The sequence below is a fragment of the Nocardia sp. NPDC004604 genome (assembly GCF_040609795.1).
Lineage (GTDB): Bacteria > Actinomycetota > Actinomycetes > Mycobacteriales > Mycobacteriaceae > Nocardia.
On the sequence record NZ_JBEXLC010000003.1, the window covers coordinates 171,855 to 187,433 of the forward strand.

The 15,579-nt window shown below is 65.9% G+C and carries 18 protein-coding genes; 9 read left to right on the top strand and 9 right to left on the bottom strand.

Annotation, left to right across the window (positions count from 1 at the left end):
• Positions 1–26 precede the first annotated feature (26 nt).
• Positions 27–650 carry a hemolysin III family protein gene (locus ABZW16_RS03080; protein WP_354951614.1) on the bottom strand — a complete coding sequence of 208 codons (624 nt, stop codon included), beginning with the start codon at positions 648–650 and terminating at the stop codon, positions 27–29.
• Between the two features lie 372 nt (positions 651–1,022).
• On the opposite strand from ABZW16_RS03080, the gene ABZW16_RS03085 reads away from it, so the two are divergent.
• On the top strand, positions 1,023–1,811 hold the full coding sequence (locus ABZW16_RS03085) for an isoprenyl transferase (RefSeq protein ID WP_354951616.1): 789 nt from the start codon (positions 1,023–1,025) through the stop codon (positions 1,809–1,811).
• Between the two features lie 85 nt (positions 1,812–1,896).
• Positions 1,897–2,475 (top strand): hypothetical protein, encoded by a 579-nt coding sequence (locus ABZW16_RS03090; RefSeq protein WP_354951567.1) that lies wholly within the window; start codon positions 1,897–1,899, stop codon positions 2,473–2,475.
• Between the two features lie 33 nt (positions 2,476–2,508).
• On the opposite strand, the gene coaA is transcribed toward ABZW16_RS03090, so the two are convergent.
• Entirely contained in the window at positions 2,509–3,441 is a 933-nt protein-coding gene (gene coaA / locus ABZW16_RS03095) for a type I pantothenate kinase (protein ID WP_354951569.1), read from the bottom strand.
• Between the two features lie 176 nt (positions 3,442–3,617).
• On the opposite strand from coaA, the gene ABZW16_RS03100 reads away from it, so the two are divergent.
• Positions 3,618–4,814 carry a DUF885 domain-containing protein gene (locus ABZW16_RS03100; protein WP_354951570.1) on the top strand — a complete coding sequence of 399 codons (1,197 nt, stop codon included), beginning with the start codon at positions 3,618–3,620 and terminating at the stop codon, positions 4,812–4,814.
• 27 nt (positions 4,815–4,841) lie between these two features.
• Here ABZW16_RS03100 and ABZW16_RS03105 read toward each other — a convergent pair whose 3' ends face one another.
• Positions 4,842–5,291 carry a nitroreductase family deazaflavin-dependent oxidoreductase gene (locus tag ABZW16_RS03105; RefSeq protein WP_354951572.1) on the bottom strand — a complete coding sequence of 150 codons (450 nt, stop codon included), beginning with the start codon at positions 5,289–5,291 and terminating at the stop codon, positions 4,842–4,844.
• A 33-nt stretch (positions 5,292–5,324) separates the two neighbouring features.
• The gene (locus ABZW16_RS03110; protein WP_354951574.1) at positions 5,325–5,801 is read right to left on the bottom strand and encodes a PaaI family thioesterase; all 477 of its coding nucleotides are present in this window, start codon (positions 5,799–5,801) and stop codon (positions 5,325–5,327) included.
• Positions 5,802–5,971: 170 nt separating this feature from the next.
• Here ABZW16_RS03110 and ABZW16_RS03115 point away from each other — a divergent pair, with 170 nt between their 5' ends.
• The 3 genes from ABZW16_RS03115 (at position 5,972) to ABZW16_RS03125 (ending at position 8,584) form a co-directional block, all read left to right on the top strand.
• Positions 5,972–6,541, top strand: coding sequence for a TetR/AcrR family transcriptional regulator (locus ABZW16_RS03115; RefSeq protein ID WP_354951576.1), 570 nt, complete (start codon positions 5,972–5,974; stop codon positions 6,539–6,541).
• Positions 6,542–6,789: 248 nt separating this feature from the next.
• The gene (gene glyA, locus ABZW16_RS03120; RefSeq protein WP_354951618.1) at positions 6,790–8,085 is read left to right on the top strand and encodes a serine hydroxymethyltransferase; all 1,296 of its coding nucleotides are present in this window, start codon (positions 6,790–6,792) and stop codon (positions 8,083–8,085) included.
• Between the two features lie 193 nt (positions 8,086–8,278).
• Positions 8,279–8,584: a hypothetical protein gene (locus ABZW16_RS03125; protein ID WP_354951578.1), complete on the top strand. Its 306-nt coding sequence runs from the start codon at positions 8,279–8,281 to the stop codon at positions 8,582–8,584.
• Positions 8,585–8,763: 179 nt separating this feature from the next.
• Here the strand turns inward: ABZW16_RS03125 and ABZW16_RS03130 are convergent, their stop codons facing one another.
• From ABZW16_RS03130 to ABZW16_RS03145, 4 genes are all read right to left on the bottom strand, one after another.
• Entirely contained in the window at positions 8,764–9,096 is a 333-nt protein-coding gene (locus tag ABZW16_RS03130) for a hypothetical protein (RefSeq protein WP_354951580.1), read from the bottom strand.
• A 188-nt stretch (positions 9,097–9,284) separates the two neighbouring features.
• The gene (locus tag ABZW16_RS03135) at positions 9,285–10,022 is read right to left on the bottom strand and encodes an ESX secretion-associated protein EspG (RefSeq protein ID WP_354951582.1); all 738 of its coding nucleotides are present in this window, start codon (positions 10,020–10,022) and stop codon (positions 9,285–9,287) included.
• Entirely contained in the window at positions 10,022–11,233 is a 1,212-nt protein-coding gene (locus ABZW16_RS03140) for a hypothetical protein (RefSeq protein WP_354951584.1), read from the bottom strand. The genes ABZW16_RS03135 and ABZW16_RS03140 overlap by 1 nt, the downstream gene beginning before the upstream one ends.
• 134 nt (positions 11,234–11,367) lie before the next feature.
• A complete protein-coding gene (locus ABZW16_RS03145; protein WP_354951585.1) occupies positions 11,368–12,561 on the bottom strand; it encodes an FAD-dependent monooxygenase in 1,194 nt (397 codons plus the stop codon).
• A 112-nt stretch (positions 12,562–12,673) separates the two neighbouring features.
• Here ABZW16_RS03145 and ABZW16_RS03150 point away from each other — a divergent pair, with 112 nt between their 5' ends.
• Positions 12,674–13,423 (top strand): TetR/AcrR family transcriptional regulator, encoded by a 750-nt coding sequence (locus ABZW16_RS03150; RefSeq protein WP_354951587.1) that lies wholly within the window; start codon positions 12,674–12,676, stop codon positions 13,421–13,423.
• Between the two features lie 49 nt (positions 13,424–13,472).
• Positions 13,473–13,892: a limonene-1,2-epoxide hydrolase family protein gene (locus ABZW16_RS03155; RefSeq protein WP_354951589.1), complete on the top strand. Its 420-nt coding sequence runs from the start codon at positions 13,473–13,475 to the stop codon at positions 13,890–13,892.
• Positions 13,893–13,952: 60 nt separating this feature from the next.
• Here ABZW16_RS03155 and ABZW16_RS03160 read toward each other — a convergent pair whose 3' ends face one another.
• Positions 13,953–14,225 (bottom strand): hypothetical protein, encoded by a 273-nt coding sequence (locus ABZW16_RS03160; RefSeq protein ID WP_354951591.1) that lies wholly within the window; start codon positions 14,223–14,225, stop codon positions 13,953–13,955.
• Positions 14,226–14,506: 281 nt separating this feature from the next.
• On the opposite strand from ABZW16_RS03160, the gene ABZW16_RS03165 reads away from it, so the two are divergent.
• Positions 14,507–15,579 (top strand): PIN domain-containing protein (locus tag ABZW16_RS03165; protein ID WP_354951592.1); only part of this gene is annotated, 1,073 nt, incomplete at its 3' end.

Consider the following 15,579-nt stretch of genomic DNA (forward strand, 5'->3'; position numbering starts at 1 on the left):
GCACGCTCCGCACGGGCGGGGTGCACTCAGCGCAGTACGACCAGCCAGATCGCCGCGTAGTGGCACAGTGCCGCGAGGACCGTCGCGGCATGGAAGAACTCGTGATGGCCGAAGACCGTGGGCCAGGGGTTCGGCCATTTGGTTGCGTAGAGGATCGCGCCGCCGCTGTAGACCAGCCCGCCGATGAGCAACAGGATCAGTGGGGCGATGCCGATATTCGTGTTCAGCTGTCCGGCCACCGGCACGATCGCCCAGCCGAGCAGCAGATACAGCGGTACCCCGACCCAGCGAGGTGCGGTGGGCCACAGCAGTTTCAGCGCCACGCCGGCCAGCGCGCCGAGCCACACCACCAGCAGCAGCGTCTGCCCGGTCCGCCCCGGTAGCCCGAGCAGTGCGAACGGGGTATAGCTGCCCGCGATGAACAGGAAGATCATCGAATGGTCGGCGCGCTTCATCTGGATGCGCGCATTCGCGGTTGCCCAGGTCACCCGGTGGTAGACGGCGCTGATGCCGAACAACCCGCAGACCGTGAGCCCATAGACCAGGGTGGACCAGCCCGCCGTCGCCGAAATCGTCGCGGCCGTGGCCACCAGGACGATCCCCGCGATTGCCGCGATGCCGACCGCCCAGGTGTGGATCCAGCCGCGCATGCGCGGTTTTGTCGGTATCGCCGTGTCCGTGATCACGTCTGGTATCGCATCGGCTGTGCCGATCGTTTCGGACACGAGCTACCTCCTAGAAATACCCACCGGTAACCTACGATGCCGTAAGTTGTGGGTCGTCGGCCACTGTACCGGGTCGCCCGCGGTGTGGGCGAGGGCCAGCGGGCACCCGGTGTGGGCCGCCAAGGCGATACGCCGCAAGAAATGCGCGCGCACGAGGGTACGGGGAACGCTGCGAATCCAACACACCGGCGGGAACGACGGGCCCGGAGGTGGTAGCGCAGCGTAACGATGGAGCGCACCGCGAACGCCGCGAATCCGACACAGCCGGTGCCGGGATCGTGCCGGTGGGGCGTAGGGTTGGTCGCCGTGGAGCTTCCGAGTCAGGTGCGTGGTTTGCCCTACCGCATCTACGAGGCCCGGCTGTCCAAGCAGCTGGCGGGCAAACAACATCCCCGGCACGTCGCGGTGATGTGCGATGGTAATCGGCGTTGGGCGAGAGAGAACGGCTTCACCGATGTGAGCCACGGGCACCGGGTCGGCGCGCTGAAGATCGCCGAACTCGTCGGCTGGTGTGCGGACGAGGGCATCGAGATGGTGACCGTCTATCTGCTCTCCACCGAGAACCTACAGCGCGATCCGGACGAACTGGAGACGCTGTTCGAGGTGATCACCGATGTCGTCGAGGAGCTGTCCGCACCGGAGCAGAACTGGAGCGTGCGCATCGTCGGCACGCTGGACGGCTTTCCGGAACTGGTCGCCAAGCGACTGCGCACCGCGGCCGAACGCACCAGCGGACGCGACGGCGTGCACGTGAATGTTGCGGTCGGCTACGGCGGTCGGCAGGAGATCGCGGACGCGGTCCGCAAACTGGTCCGTCAGGAGATGGCCGCGGGGGAGACCGGTGAGGATCTGGTCCAGTCGATCACCGTGAACTCCATCGGACAGCACCTCTACACCTCCGGCCAGCCCGATCCCGATCTGGTTATCCGAACCTCCGGTGAGCAGCGGCTTTCCGGATTCCTGCTGTGGCAGAGCGCATACTCGGAAATATGGTTCACCGAGGCGTACTGGCCGGAATTCCGGCGGGTGGACTTCCTGCGCGCATTGCGCGACTACGCCGCGCGACATCGCCGTTACGGTATTTGATTTGTGGAGCCTGTGGCGCCACGAGCGTCGCTCGCAAGACTCGCTCCGCTGTGGTCGGGTCGGCGACGCCAGCTGAGGACGAAAAGTGAACCCGCCGTGGGGGGATGGGCCGACGCCCTACATCGACTATGCGCAGTTCGGTCGGCGATTCCTGGAGTACGCGGCCTCCGAGCAACGCATTTCCGGCGCATTCGCCCAGCTGACCGGGGCCGCCTTCGATTTCGGGCCGATCGGCGTCGGGCCGGGCAAGTTGGCCAAGGTCGCCGCGCAGGTGCAACTCGGTGAGCCGAAGCTGCATCGATATGTCGACGACATCATCTCCTTCGAGCTGATCATCCCGCTCGATGTCGATCTGCTGCTCGATCTCGCCGTGGACCGGCATAGCTTCCAGGTCCACGGCAATGTCCACCTGCACTTGGCCGTGCGGACCGCCGAACCGCTGCGGGTCGTCATCGATATCGCCGAGCCCCGCCCGAGCGACGTCCGCATCAATGTGGCCACCGCCACCAAGCGCGGGCAGCTGCTGCGCATCCTGGCCAGCGTCGACCATGAGATCCGGCGTTTCGTGGCACGCTATATCGCCACCGAAATCCGAAAACCGCATATCGCCGCGGTCCGGGATATCGATGTCGCGGCTCGGCTGGACGCGGCGTGGAAGCTGTAATCCCGTCGAGCCGCCCGCAAACAGTCGCCGCTGCTAGAGCTTGCGCAATCGCAGCCGGTTGATGCTGTGGTCGGCGTCCTTGCGCAACACCAGCGTGGCGCGTGGACGGGTGGGCAGGATGTTGTCCACCAGGTTGGGCCGGTTGGTGTTGTTCCAGATCTCCTGTGCGGCGGCCGTCGCCTGGTCATCGGTGAAACCGGAGTAGTGGTGGAAATGTGCGTTCGGGTCGGCGAAGGCGGTCTGGCGCAGGGTGAGAAACCTTTGCACATACCACTTTTCGATGTCCTCGATGCGCGCGTCGACATAGATCGAGAAGTCGAATAGATCCGAGACCATCAATCGCGGACCGGTCTGCAGCACATTGAGACCTTCCACGATGAGAATGTCGGGTTGAGTGACGCAGTGGAACTTGCCCGGCACGATGTCATAGGAGATATGCGAATACACCGGCGCACATACTTCGGCCGCACCGGATTTCACCTCGGTGACGAAGCGCAGCAGTTTTCGGCGGTCGTAACTTTCCGGAAATCCCTTGCGATGCATGATGCCGCGCCGGGTCAGTTCCGCGGTCGGATAAAGGAATCCATCGGTTGTGACCAAATCCACACGCGGATGGTGGTCCCATCGCGCGAGCAGGGCCTGTAGTACGCGGGCCGTGGTGGACTTTCCGACCGCGACACTGCCCGCGACACCGATCACGAATGGCACCTGCTGATCGGGATGCTTCTCCCCGAGAAAGGTCGCGGTCGCGGCGAACAGCCGTTGACGTGCAGCGACCTGTAGGTGGATGAGGCGAGCGAGTGGAAGGTAGACCTCGGCGACCTCTTCCAGATCGATCTGTTCGCCGAGGCCGCGAAGTCCGATCAGTTCTTCCTCTGTGAGCACCAGAGGAGTCGACTTACGCAGGGTGCGCCACTGTTTCCGGTCGAATTCCACATAGGGACTCGGCTCGCTCATTCGTGCCACTTACCCGACACTCCGTTCAGGCAAACACGCATACGTGATGCGCCGACAGTGTGAGATTCGGTCCAGCTCTCGCATAGCCGAATTCTGCTCTGCGTCAACATCGTGTGAAACGCGGGGTACCACTACCGGGTGTAACCGGTCGATACGCAGGCCCATTGCGGCTAATGTCGGCGGACATGGAAGCGCATCCCCTCGTGACCGAGTACCTGCGACTCGGCTTGGCATTCGACCGGCTGGAGGAAGGGTTCGTCGACGCGTATACCGGCGATCCGGCGCTGCGTCGCGAGGTGGACAACGCGCCGGCACCGCAGCCGCGCGAGCTGGCCAGGCGGGCCGCGGCTTTGCGTGCGGAATTGCCCGCCGCCGGGTTGGCGCCGCAGCGGACGGAGTTCCTCGACGTGCACCTGCGGGCGCTGGAATGTTCGGGACGCAAGTTCGCCGGGGACGATATCGGCTTCGTCGATGAGGTGCGGGCGTACTTCGATGTCGAGATCGCACCGGGGGATGTCGAGGACTATCGCGATGCGCACCAGCAGATGGACGAGGTACTGACCGGCGACGGTCCGCTCGCCGAGCGGGTGACGGCGTTCCGCAAGGCCGATGAGATTCCGCCGGAGCGGTTGCACGTCTGCGTCGAGGCATTCTCGGGTGCGCTGCGGGAACTGGTGCGCGATCGCTATCCGCTGCCCGACCACGAGCACGTCACCTACGAGGTGGTCGGTGACAAGCCCTGGTCCGGCTTCAACTACTACCTGGGCAACTACCACTCCCGGGTGGCGATCAACTCCGACCTGAAGCAGCATATGGCGCAGCTGCCCACCCTCATCGCGCACGAGTCCTATCCCGGACATCACACCGAGCACTGCCGCAAGGAGGCCGGGCTGGTCGCGAATGGGCAGGCCGAGCAGACGTTGTTCCTGGTGAACACCCCGCAGTGCCTGATGGCGGAGGGGCTGGCGGATCTGGCGCTGCGCTCGATCGTCGGACCGGGCTGGGGCAAATGGGCGCAGGAGATCTACGCCGATCTGGGGCTGCGCTTCGAAGGTGAACGCGCTGAACAGCTTTCGAACGCATCGGCCAAATTGCTCGGGGTCAGGCAGGACGCCGCCCTGCTGCTGCACGACCAGCATCGCGATGTCGACGAGGTCGCCGGATTCCTGCAGCGTTGGAGCCTGACCACCCCCGAACGCGCCCGCCAGTCCCTGCGCTTCCTGTCCTCACCGCTGTGGCGCGCCTACATCAGCACCTACGTCGAGGGCTACCGCCTGCTCGGCGGCTGGCTGGACCGCGCGGCCGATGCCGACGATCGCGCCGACCGCTTCCGCCGCCTGCTCGACGAACCCCTCACCCCTGGCGGTCTGCGCGCCGGGTGAGCTCGACGCACGTTCAGCTGTGGCGACCTAGTCCGCGGTGAATGTGATACGCACCGAAATCGGGTCAGATTCCAGTGCTTTGATCGTCCATGCGGTGGCTTGGGCGGGAATGCGGCCCTTGGCGAAGCTGCGCGCGCGGGCGACCACGTCGTCATCGGGGACGAAGGCTGCGGTGCCGGTGTACCAGCGCCTGCCGTGACGCAGCCGGACCTGCGGGTTCGCGGTGATATTGCGGGCCCAGCCGGCGCGGTGGCCGTGCTGGGAGATGAGCCAGGCGCCCTCGTCGTCGATCGAAACGGTGATCGGAACGCGACGCGGCTGACCGGATTTCGCGCCGGTGGTCTCCAGTTCGGCGATCAACGCGGAGCGGATGCCGATCCGATCCAGCAGTCCGACAGCGGGATTGACGATATAGCGGCCGATGAAGCGTTCGCGTCGGAACTTGCGCACGGTCGCTGCGGTGGTGCGCTGACTCATGGTGTTCTCCTTCGTCGGCCTGCGGGTTCCGGCTCAGCGGAAGATGACGCAGGTGGTGGTGCCGTGTGCGACCAGACGGCCCTGGTCGTCGACGATGCGGCCTTCGGCGGTGGCCGTGGTGCGGCCGATGTGGATGGTGGTGCCGGTCGCGATCAGGCGACTGCCGTGGGTCGGCACCGCGCGGATGTAGTTGATCTTCAGTTCCAGCGTCGTATAGCCGACACCGGCGTCGAGGGTGGTGTGCACGGCGCAGCCCATGACCGAATCGAGCAGGGTCGCGCAGATGCCGCCGTGCGTGGTGCCGAGCGGATTGGCGAAATCCGGGCGGGTCTGCAGCCCGAAGACCACTTCGCCGTGCTCGATCTGCTCGGCCTCCATGCCGAGCAGATCGCCGATGAACGGCGGCCGCCCCTGCGCCGTCATCGCGGTGCGCACCAGTTCGAGTCCGGACAGCTCGGCCAGGTCGGTCGGTGCCCCTGACTGCGCCTCGCTAGCGCTCGGCTCCGTCATGACCGCCACAGTGGCTGTGTCGGATGTTCGCTCGCTGCGCTCGCTCATATGAATTAATCCCGTCTTTCGGTGAACCGATCGGTCCACATCTGTCATGATTGGAGCATGGACCGATCGGTTCACGCAACCATGAGTGCGCGAACAATGGACACAGCCCAGGGAGGACAGCGATGACCGCGGGTCCGCGCGACCGACTGATCGAAAGCGCCATCGAGCTGGTTCGTGAGCAGGGTGTGCACGCGGCCGGGCTCGCCGCCCTGCTCGAGCGCAGCCATGCCTCTCGGAATTCGCTCTACCAGCACTTTCCATCCGGTAAGAGCGAGCTGGTCGAGGTCGCGACCAAGACGGCGGGTGAGCGCCTGGCCGCCGTGATGGACAAGATCACCGCGACGGGCGCGCCCGCGCAATGGGCGAGTGCGCTAACCGGCTGGTGGCAGCGCGCCCTCACGCGCAGCTCGTTCACCACGGGCTGCCCGATCGTCGGTGCCGCACTCGCCGAATCCGAACCGGCTGTGCAGGCGGCGGCGGGCGCCGCCTTCACCGAGTGGACCGACCGGCTCGCGAACGCATTGTGCGACAACGGTCTATCGGCCGAGCAGGCGCGCTCACTGGCCGGATTCGTGATCAGCGCGCTGGAGGGCGCCATCATCCAATCCCGGGCGCTGAAGTCCACTCGGCCCCTCGACGACGCGCAGATCCACCTCACCGCGCTGCTGCGGTCCGCCGTACCCGAGGCTTGACGCGCGGGCCAGCAGAGGCGTATCGGCCCGTCGCGCACCCGCGGATAAGATGGTCGGACGCGACTGGCGCACTCGAGGTGGAAGCAACCACCGGGAAGCACCCTCGCCCCGCACCGCGCGCCTGGGTGCCGGGCTCATGGGCTTCGGGGTGCGCACCCCGGGGCATCCGGACCACGGAGGTTGCTATGCACACAGAGACGCAGAACCCCCTGATCGATGCGGCGCGGACGGCCAATAGACTCGATCAGGTGACGCAGACGACCGCCTCTGTCAATACCCAATCTCTCGGTGAGCTCGATCCCGAGCTCGCTGCCGCGATGGCAGGCGAACTCGCCCGCGAACGCGACACCCTCGAGATGATCGCCTCGGAGAACTTCGTGCCGCGCGCGGTGCTGCAGGCGCAGGGCAGCGTGCTCACCAATAAGTACGCCGAGGGCTACCCGGGCCGTCGCTACTACGGTGGCTGCGAGCACGTCGACGTCGTGGAGACCCTCGCCCGCAACCGTGCCAAGGAGCTCTTCGGCGCCGAATTCGCCAATGTGCAGCCACATTCCGGCGCACAGGCCAATGCTGCGGTGCTGATGGCGCTGATGGAGCCGGGCGACCGGCTGCTCGGCCTGGACCTCGCGCACGGTGGTCACCTCACCCACGGCATGCGGCTGAACTTCTCCGGCAAGCTCTACGAAGTGCACTCCTACGGGGTCAGCAAGGAAGACCACCGCATAGATATGGAGGAGCTGCGCAAGACTGCGCTCGCCGCCCGTCCGAAGGTGATCGTCGCGGGCTGGTCGGCCTACCCGCGGCACCAGGACTTCGCCGCGTTCCGGGAGATCGCCGATGAGGTCGGTGCCAAGCTGTGGGTCGATATGGCCCACTTCGCCGGTCTGGTCGCCGCCGGGCTGCATCCCTCGCCGGTGCCCTACGCCGATGTGGTGTCCTCCACCGTGCACAAGACCCTCGGCGGTCCGCGCTCCGGCCTGATCCTGGCCAAGCAGGAGTACGCCAAGAAGCTGAACAGCTCGGTATTCCCGGGGCAGCAGGGCGGCCCGCTCATGCATGTGATCGCCGCCAAGGCCGTGGCGTTCAAGATCGCGGCGAGTGCCGAATTCAAGGAGCGTCAGGAGCGCACCCTGTCCGGTGCGAAGATCCTGGCCGAGCGGCTCGGCGGCGCCGATGTCAAGGACAAGGGCATCAGCGTCCTCACCGGCGGTACCGACGTGCATCTGGTGCTCGTCGACCTGCGCAACTCCGAAATCGATGGTCAGCAGGGTGAGGATCTGCTGCACGAAATCGGAATCACCGTGAACCGCAATGCCGTTCCGTTCGACCCGCGCCCCCCGATGGTCACCTCCGGCCTGCGCATCGGCACCGCCGCGCTGGCCACCCGTGGCTTCGGCGATGCCGAGTTCACCGAGGTCGCCGACATCATCGCCACCGCGCTCGCGGGTGGTTCCGATGTCGACGCGCTGCGCGCGCGGGTCAGCAAGCTGGCTCGGGAGCTGCCGCTCTACAACGGTCTCGAGGACTGGCGTCTGCTCGGCTGATCCCGGTTCGTTTCGATTCGCCTGGGAACTCGGCTTCGCGTCGACAGCAAACCTGCGGTTGTGTGCGCGCTGGCCGGGTTTCCAGGCGAATTCGTTCGGGTGCGTACCGGGTCGCGGGGGCGAATGTTGCAGCAGTTGTGTCAAGGGCGAATTGCGCTTACCTTTGTCGGTGAATTTCCGGCAATGGGGTTGAATGGTGAAGCGTCAGTACGTATTCGGTGTGGGTATCGCGGTCTTCGCGGCGGCGATGCTCGGTGTCGGTGCCCCGGTGGCCAGTGCCAAGGAGGTAGCGCCGGGCGTCAGTTGCAGTGCCGACCTGTGCGACAACGACACCGATGAGGTGTACCGCGTGACGGGCTACGGATATTGCGACGGTGAGTTGAACGCACTGACCCAGTCGCTCCAGCCGCATTCAACCGAGCGGATCACCTGTCTCGGCGGCGCCGCGGTGGAAGGCTTTTCGGCCACCGGCGCGTACGTCTCCAACTTCCCTGGGTAGACCAGGCCTTCGGGGGCGCTGGTTGCACGGCTGCGTTCTTTCGTGAATTCCGTTGACGCAGCCGACACTCCGAAAGTGGCCGTCGAATCAGCCGGGCCGCAACAGCTCTGGCAATGCGTACCCCGCGATTCCGTGGCGGGGCACGCTTCGGTCCGGATTCGACTCGACGGCAAACGAATTCAGGACGGGAGTTGAATACCCTTGGCGGCAGCCAACTTCGCGATCCGCTCCATCTCGTCGATGGCGACCGCGACGTAGGCGCGCAGTTGGCCATCGTCATCGCGGCGCAGCAGGTATTCGTAATCGCAGTCGGTCAGCAGATTGCCTTCGACGTCGTAGAAGTGCCAGCGGACGTGCAGGCGGGTGATGCGATCGGTGAGATCCACATGCTCGAGCACCGTGTGGTCGACGCTGGCCAGGCCGAGCGCCTGATACAGCGGATAGGACTGCTCGAGGCCCTTCGCCATCTCGGCGGTGGTGACGATGGATCCCACGAAAGCGTCGGTGACCATGGTTCCCGGCGCACCCCCACTGCGCGACCGAACGCTGCGCGTCGAACGCGCTCAACGCTTCCTGATACTCGACTAGATAGGATTCGATTTCCTCGGCGGTTGTCATCCGACAAACCTATCGAGCGCCCAACTTCCCATGAACCACCTGGGTATTCCCATCGCGGTCACGGTCAGCGGGCACGCGGATCCTATTGGTCCATGCGCGCTTTCGCGCGGACGATGGACTCGTCGAGATACCGCGTGATGTCGGCGCTGTTGGCGGGGCGGATCATCAGGGCGCGGTTGGCGGGGACCTCGCAGTAGCGGCCGCCCTTGGTGTCGATCCAACGGAGTTTGCCGGTGCGCAATGGTTCGGCATTGCGTGGGCCGACCAGGACGGTTGCGGTGCCGCTGGTATCGCAGGGTTGGCGCCAGAAGCGGCGGTAGCGGTCTTGGACGGTGCGGGCGGGAGCGTTGCCGAAGAGATCGGGGCGGTCGTCGCTGAGATCGTCCAGGAGGTAGCTCTTTTCGGCCGCGGTGCCAGGCGCGGGATCGGGGAGCAGGCGGATCAGTTCGGTGGCCAGCTGGTCGACGCGGACGCGGCGCAGTCGCACCTTGCCGCCGTCCGGTGCGGGGGCCTGCAGGGCGATGACGCCGGGTCCGCTGCGGGTGGCGCAGCCGATGGCGCGCATTTCGATCCCGCCGCGCGTGTTATCGATGCCGAACAGTTCGATGCGCCACTCGGGTCGGGCGAGCACCTGCACGGCGCGCTGTAGCGGCGCATGGTCGGCATGGGCCAGTTCGGCCCGAAATTTCCGCTGGTAGGAGTGATATTCGTGGAGTCCGGGGAAGCGGCTGGTGAAGCGAAACGGAAAGGGCATGCGATCCAGGCCGATACCGAACCAGGCCGCCGCGAACTGCTCGGCGGACAAGGTCCATTGCGTCATCATTGCGCCCCGAGCACTGGCGGCACGGTCTTTTCCACTTCGCCGATGAGCTCCTCGCCGTGCTCCTCGGTGCGCAGGTACCTCGCCGCCTTGTGCTCGCCGTCCTCCCCGCATCGGCCACGGGCCCCTGGCGGAAACATCCCGGAGTACCCGGCGCCCCCCGCCGCGCCCACCCGGCTCGGCGTACCGGTGGCGGGTTGTGCCGTTGCCGCTACCGGAGTTGTGGTTCCCGGTACCGACTTGCCAGGACTCGGCGTCGTCGCGCCGGTACCGGGTGGGCCACCAGGACTCGGAGAGGTGGCGGTGAGGCTCGTACTCGGGGTGGCCGGCGTGACTCCGGCCGAGGTGACGGTGATCGGCCAGGTCGGCTGCGCACCGGTCGTCGATGGTGTGGCCGGAGTCGTGGCGGTGTGTGTGCTGGAGGTGGGTGTGGTCTGCGAACCGCTCGGCTGGGTCGGTGAAACCGATTGTGGAGCAACAGCTTCGGCCTTTCCCGAGTCGGCCGTCTTACCGGAGTCCTCCGCCTTGGCCGGCTCCTGTGTCTTACCTGTGTCCTCGGGTTTGTTCGGATTCTCCGCCTTGCTCGCATCCTCGGTCTTCCCCGGCTCGGTCGCCTTACCCGAGTCCTCCGTCCTACCGGGCTGACCCGACCCGGTATCGGTTGGCGATGTCCCCGGAACGACCCCGGACACCACCCCCGGCACGGAGATCGGCTCGACCGGCGGCGGCAGCGTCGGAATCGTCGGAGCGGTATTCCCATACGGCTGGATGTACAGGGTGCTCATATCGTCGCGAGCCTGTTCCTCCTGCGTATTCCGCAGTTCGGGTCCGCCCGCACTGTTCGAGGTCTGCACCACCGGTGGCACCGCAACCTTGAACCGCGCCGCCGCACTCGCGGCCGAGGATAGCGGTGCCGACTGCTGATCCAGTGACGCACCGAGCTCGCCGACCCGCGTGGCGTAATCCCGGATGGCGCGCACCGCCCGGTCTGCGGCCGCGCCCTCCCAATGCTGTTCCACTGCTTGCTGAATCGCGGTTTCGAACTGCTGGCCCGCTTTGGTCACCGCCGCCGAGATGGCCGACCAGGCGTCGAATGCGCCGTCGAGTCCGTCCGGACTCATCTGGTCGGCAGCCTGTTTGATTTCCGCGTGCGAAAAGTTCTGCGCGTTCTCGGGATTGGTGATCGCGCGGCCGTCCGTCTGTGCTGTCATGGCCGACTCGGCCCCTTCCGTCAGTGCCGTCTGACCATATAGACGCACCCGACCCCACCCCGGTTCCATCGAAACACAGCCGATCTCGCCGTGCCAGACCGTGCGGTCCGCCGAAGGTCGGGGTGGTACCGGTGTCAGTTCGCATTCGCGGCCGCGACCAGCGCCGGGTAGTCCGGCAGCTCGATGGTCTTGACGTTCTCGGTCATTTTCAACATCTTGTCGAACATCCACGAGTGCAGGAACCAGTTGCGGAACTTGATGCCGTACGCGGTCTTCGGCGCGAAGAAACGCCCCGCATTGCTGTAGTCCGCAAGTTTGGTGAGCGAGCGCATGAGCTCGTCGTAGCGCGCGAAGGCCGTCGGGTAGTCGCCGTCGGCGAGCGCGAGTTCACCGGCGATGATGTAGGCGCCCTGCACCGCGAGTCCGGTTCCGAAGCCGCCCAGGGTGTTTCCGTAGCCCGAATCGCCGACCAGCGCGACCCGTCCCCGGCTGTAGCTCTTCATCTTGCGCACCATGCTGATCGAGTCCAAGAAGAAGTCGTCGAACTCGGCCATTTCGGCGAGCATGCGCGGCGCCTCCCAGCCGACGTCGGCGAAGGTCTCCCTGATGATGCGGCGCTGCGCCGCGGTGTCGTCACGGGCGTAATCGAGTTCGGGCGAGGCGAAAATGTAGAGCTGCTGTGCCTTCGAGCCGCCGGTGATGACGCATTTGCCCGGCTCGTTGTAGCCGTAGGCGGTCACCCGCTCGGGGGTGCCCTCGGACCTGGTCGCCCATGGGCTCGCGCCCGCGACGCAGTAGTAGTGGCCGAGGTGCTTGACGAATTCCTGCTCCGGTCCGAACGCCAGACGCCGTACCCGCGAATGGATTCCATCGGCGCCGAAGACCAGATCGAAGGCGCGCGGCGCGCTCTTCTCGAATTCGACCCACACACCGTCGTCGGTTTCGGTCAGTGCGCTGATCGAGTCGCCGAAGATGTATTCGCAATCCCGGTAGGTCTTTTCGTACAGGATCCGCGCCAGATCGCCGCGCAGGATCTCCACATCGCCGCCGGTGAAATCGCCGGAGATGAGGGCCTGCTGCTTGCCATCGCCGTCGACGATCGCGATATCGGTGGTGCCGGTTCGGTGCGCGTAGATCTCGTCCAGAATGCCCATCCGCTCGAGCAACTTGTGGTGCGTTTCGCCGGTGAAGTCGACGGCCTGACCGCCGGGCCGCAACTGCGGCGCGCGCTCGACCACGGTGACCTCGAACCCGTAGCGGTTGAGCCAGTAGGCGAGGGCCGGGCCCGCGATGCTCGCGCCGGAGATGAGAACGGACTTGTTACGCATGATGACTCCTGATGTCAGTATCTGTGTCCGATGGAATCTGTATCCGTCGGACACGAATTAGAGTATGGTAGACACAGTTACTTGTCAACACGCTTTCCGGAAGGATGTGCAGATGCCGTCACCGACCACCGTCGAACTGCTCTGGGGCACCCAGCAGCGACCCAAGCGCGGGCCCAAGCCCGCGCTCTCACTGGAGGGGATCGTCGCCGAGGCCATCTCGCTCGCCGATGCCGAAGGTCTGGCGAATCTGTCTATGCAGCGCCTGGCCGAACGCCTCGGCTTCACCAAGATGTCGCTGTACCGCTATGTCCCCGGCAAGGAGCAGCTCACCGCGCTGATGTTCGACACCGCCATGGGGGCCCCGCCGGATATGGCCGCGGCGCAGGCGGATTCGACCGAAGAACCGTGGCGTGGTGCGCTGCGCCGCTGGGCCCGGACGATTTTCGAGCGCTACACCGCCCATCCCTGGGCGATCGAACTCACCACCGGACTGCGTCCCATCGGGCCCAATGAGATGGGCTGGACCGAGGCCGCGCTGGTGGCGCTCAAGGACAGCGGGCTGAACGGATCCGAGCGACTGGACACCATCGTGCTGCTCAATGGGCACGTCCGCAGCCTGGCCCAGCAGGTCAACTCAACCGGCGGCGATGCCGCGGTGCAGTTCAACGCGCAGTTCGCCGAGATGATGACCGCGGCGGGCGACCGCTATCCCGAGGTCGTCGCGGCCTTCGCCGAGGAGGCGTCCGCGACATCCGCGGCGCCCTATGCCGGGGGCCCCAACGACGCCTTGAATTTCGGTATCGCCCGTGTGCTCGACGGCCTGGCCGTGCTCATCGAGCAGCGCCGCCGCGAATCGCGGTGAGCTGCGGTGAGCACTGTCGAGCGATGCGGCGGCGGCCTACGCTCGGAATATGACCGAAGAACTCGAGCTGGAACAGGACGCGATCACCACCGTGCGGGAGTTCTTCGCCGCGCTGGAACTCGGCGCTGTCGAGGAGGCGCTCGACCTGCTGCACCCCCACGTCATCTGGAAGAACACTTCGCTGCCGACCGTCGGCGGCGGCCTCACGCGCCGAATTCTGCGCGGCCTGAACCGCGACACCATCGGCTTCGCGGCCGAGATACATCACATCGCCACCGACGGTGACATCGTGCTGACCGACCGCACCGATATCCTGCGCGTCGGGCCGCTGCGGATCGCGTTCTGGGTCTGCGGCACCTTCGAACTGCACGATGGCCGAATCCTCCTGTGGCACGACCACTTCAGCTGGGAGAACTTCCTGCGCGGAACCGTCGTCGGACTGGTCCGCGCCGCGCTGCCCAACCGCTGACGCCAGTGTTGCGGCGAGTCGAATGGCGGCTGCCCGAAGCGCGCAGTCGACTCGCCCCGGTCAGGAGTGCTCGGCCAGGTAGTCGAGGTAGTACGGCCGCAGCACCTCGGCGATCCTGCCGTCGCCCGCGTGGATGTAGTCATCGATCATCGGGACGACGTACTTGATATCGGCCTCGCTCTCGCCGAGATCGCCCGCGGCGGCCTCGGCGGCCGGGATCGATTTCAGCAGCCGCCACAGGTATTTGATGTCCGCGCGCCGCACCGCGAGCCGGACCGCCCGGTCGTGCAGCTCCTTGGACGACAGCTTCTCCAACTCCTCATTACCGGCCATACCTGCGACTCTATCTGCTGCACCAATAAGGGGTTAACGACAAATTCACGGACATGCCTACCTGTGCCCGAGCGGAGACCGGGCAGTCGGCGGTAGCGTCGGTGGTGCGGGCCGCGTCGGTGTGGCCCGTACGGGAGGTCCTGAACCGTGACTGAGCTATTCAGTACGAGAGGGCCGGCACCCGGCCCTCTGGGCATCTGACGCAAGTCGGATCCCATCGGGACGGACCGGTCCAGCGAGATCGTTCGTGCGGGTGCCGCGCGAACACAAAGGAGCCCACCGTGACTGCTGCACGCTCCGTTCCCGCTCCCTCGGCGCACTCCAGCTCCGCGAAAGGCGAAGCCGCCGCGAAGGGGGCCCGCCCCTCGCATTCCCAGAAAACCGGTGCCAAGTCCTTCGTCATCGACACCTCGGTTCTGCTGTCCGATCCCTGGGCTTTTACCAGGTTCGGCGAACACGACGTCGTATTACCGCTGGTCGTGATCAGCGAACTCGAAGGCAAGCGCCACCATCACGAACTGGGCTGGTTCGCGCGGGAGGCCCTGCGCAACCTCGATGATCTTCGTCTGCAGCACGGCAGGCTGGATCAGCAGGTGCCGATCGGCACCGAGGGTGGAACGCTGCAGGTGGAACTCAATCACACCGATCCCGCGGTACTTCCGGTCGGATTCCGCACCGACACCAATGACTCCCGCATCCTGGCCTGTGCGCTCAATCTGGCGGCCGAGGGTCGCGAGGTAGTGCTCGTGTCCAAGGACATTCCCTTGCGCGTCAAGGCGAGTGCGGTGGGTTTGCACGCCGACGAGTACCACGCCCAGGACGTGGTGACCTCCGGCTGGGCCGGAATGGTGGAGATCGATGTCTCCAAATCCCAGATCGATCAGCTCTACGCCGAAAGCATGATCGATCTGGACGAGGCACGGGAACTGCCGTGCCACACCGGGATCCGGTTGCTCGGCTCCAGTTCCAGCGCGCTCGGCCGGGTCACGCCGGACAAGCGGGTACAGCTGGTGCGCGAGCGCGAGGCGTTCGGACTGCACGGCCGCTCGGCCGAACAGCGCATCGCCCTGGATCTGCTATTGGACGAGAGCGTCGGCATCGTCTCGCTCGGCGGCCGGGCCGGTACCGGCAAGTCGGCGCTGGCGTTGACCGCGGGATTGGAGGCGGTGCTCGAGCGCCGCACGCAGCGCAAGGTGGTGGTGTTCCGTCCGCTGTATGCGGTCGGTGGGCAGGATCTCGGCTATCTGCCGGGATCGGAGAGCGAGAAGATGGGCAGGCCTTCGGCGAGGGATTCCGAAATATCGCGCACCGCACCGGAATCGGTGAGTACGCGGTGCCCGCCGGGCAGTTCCAG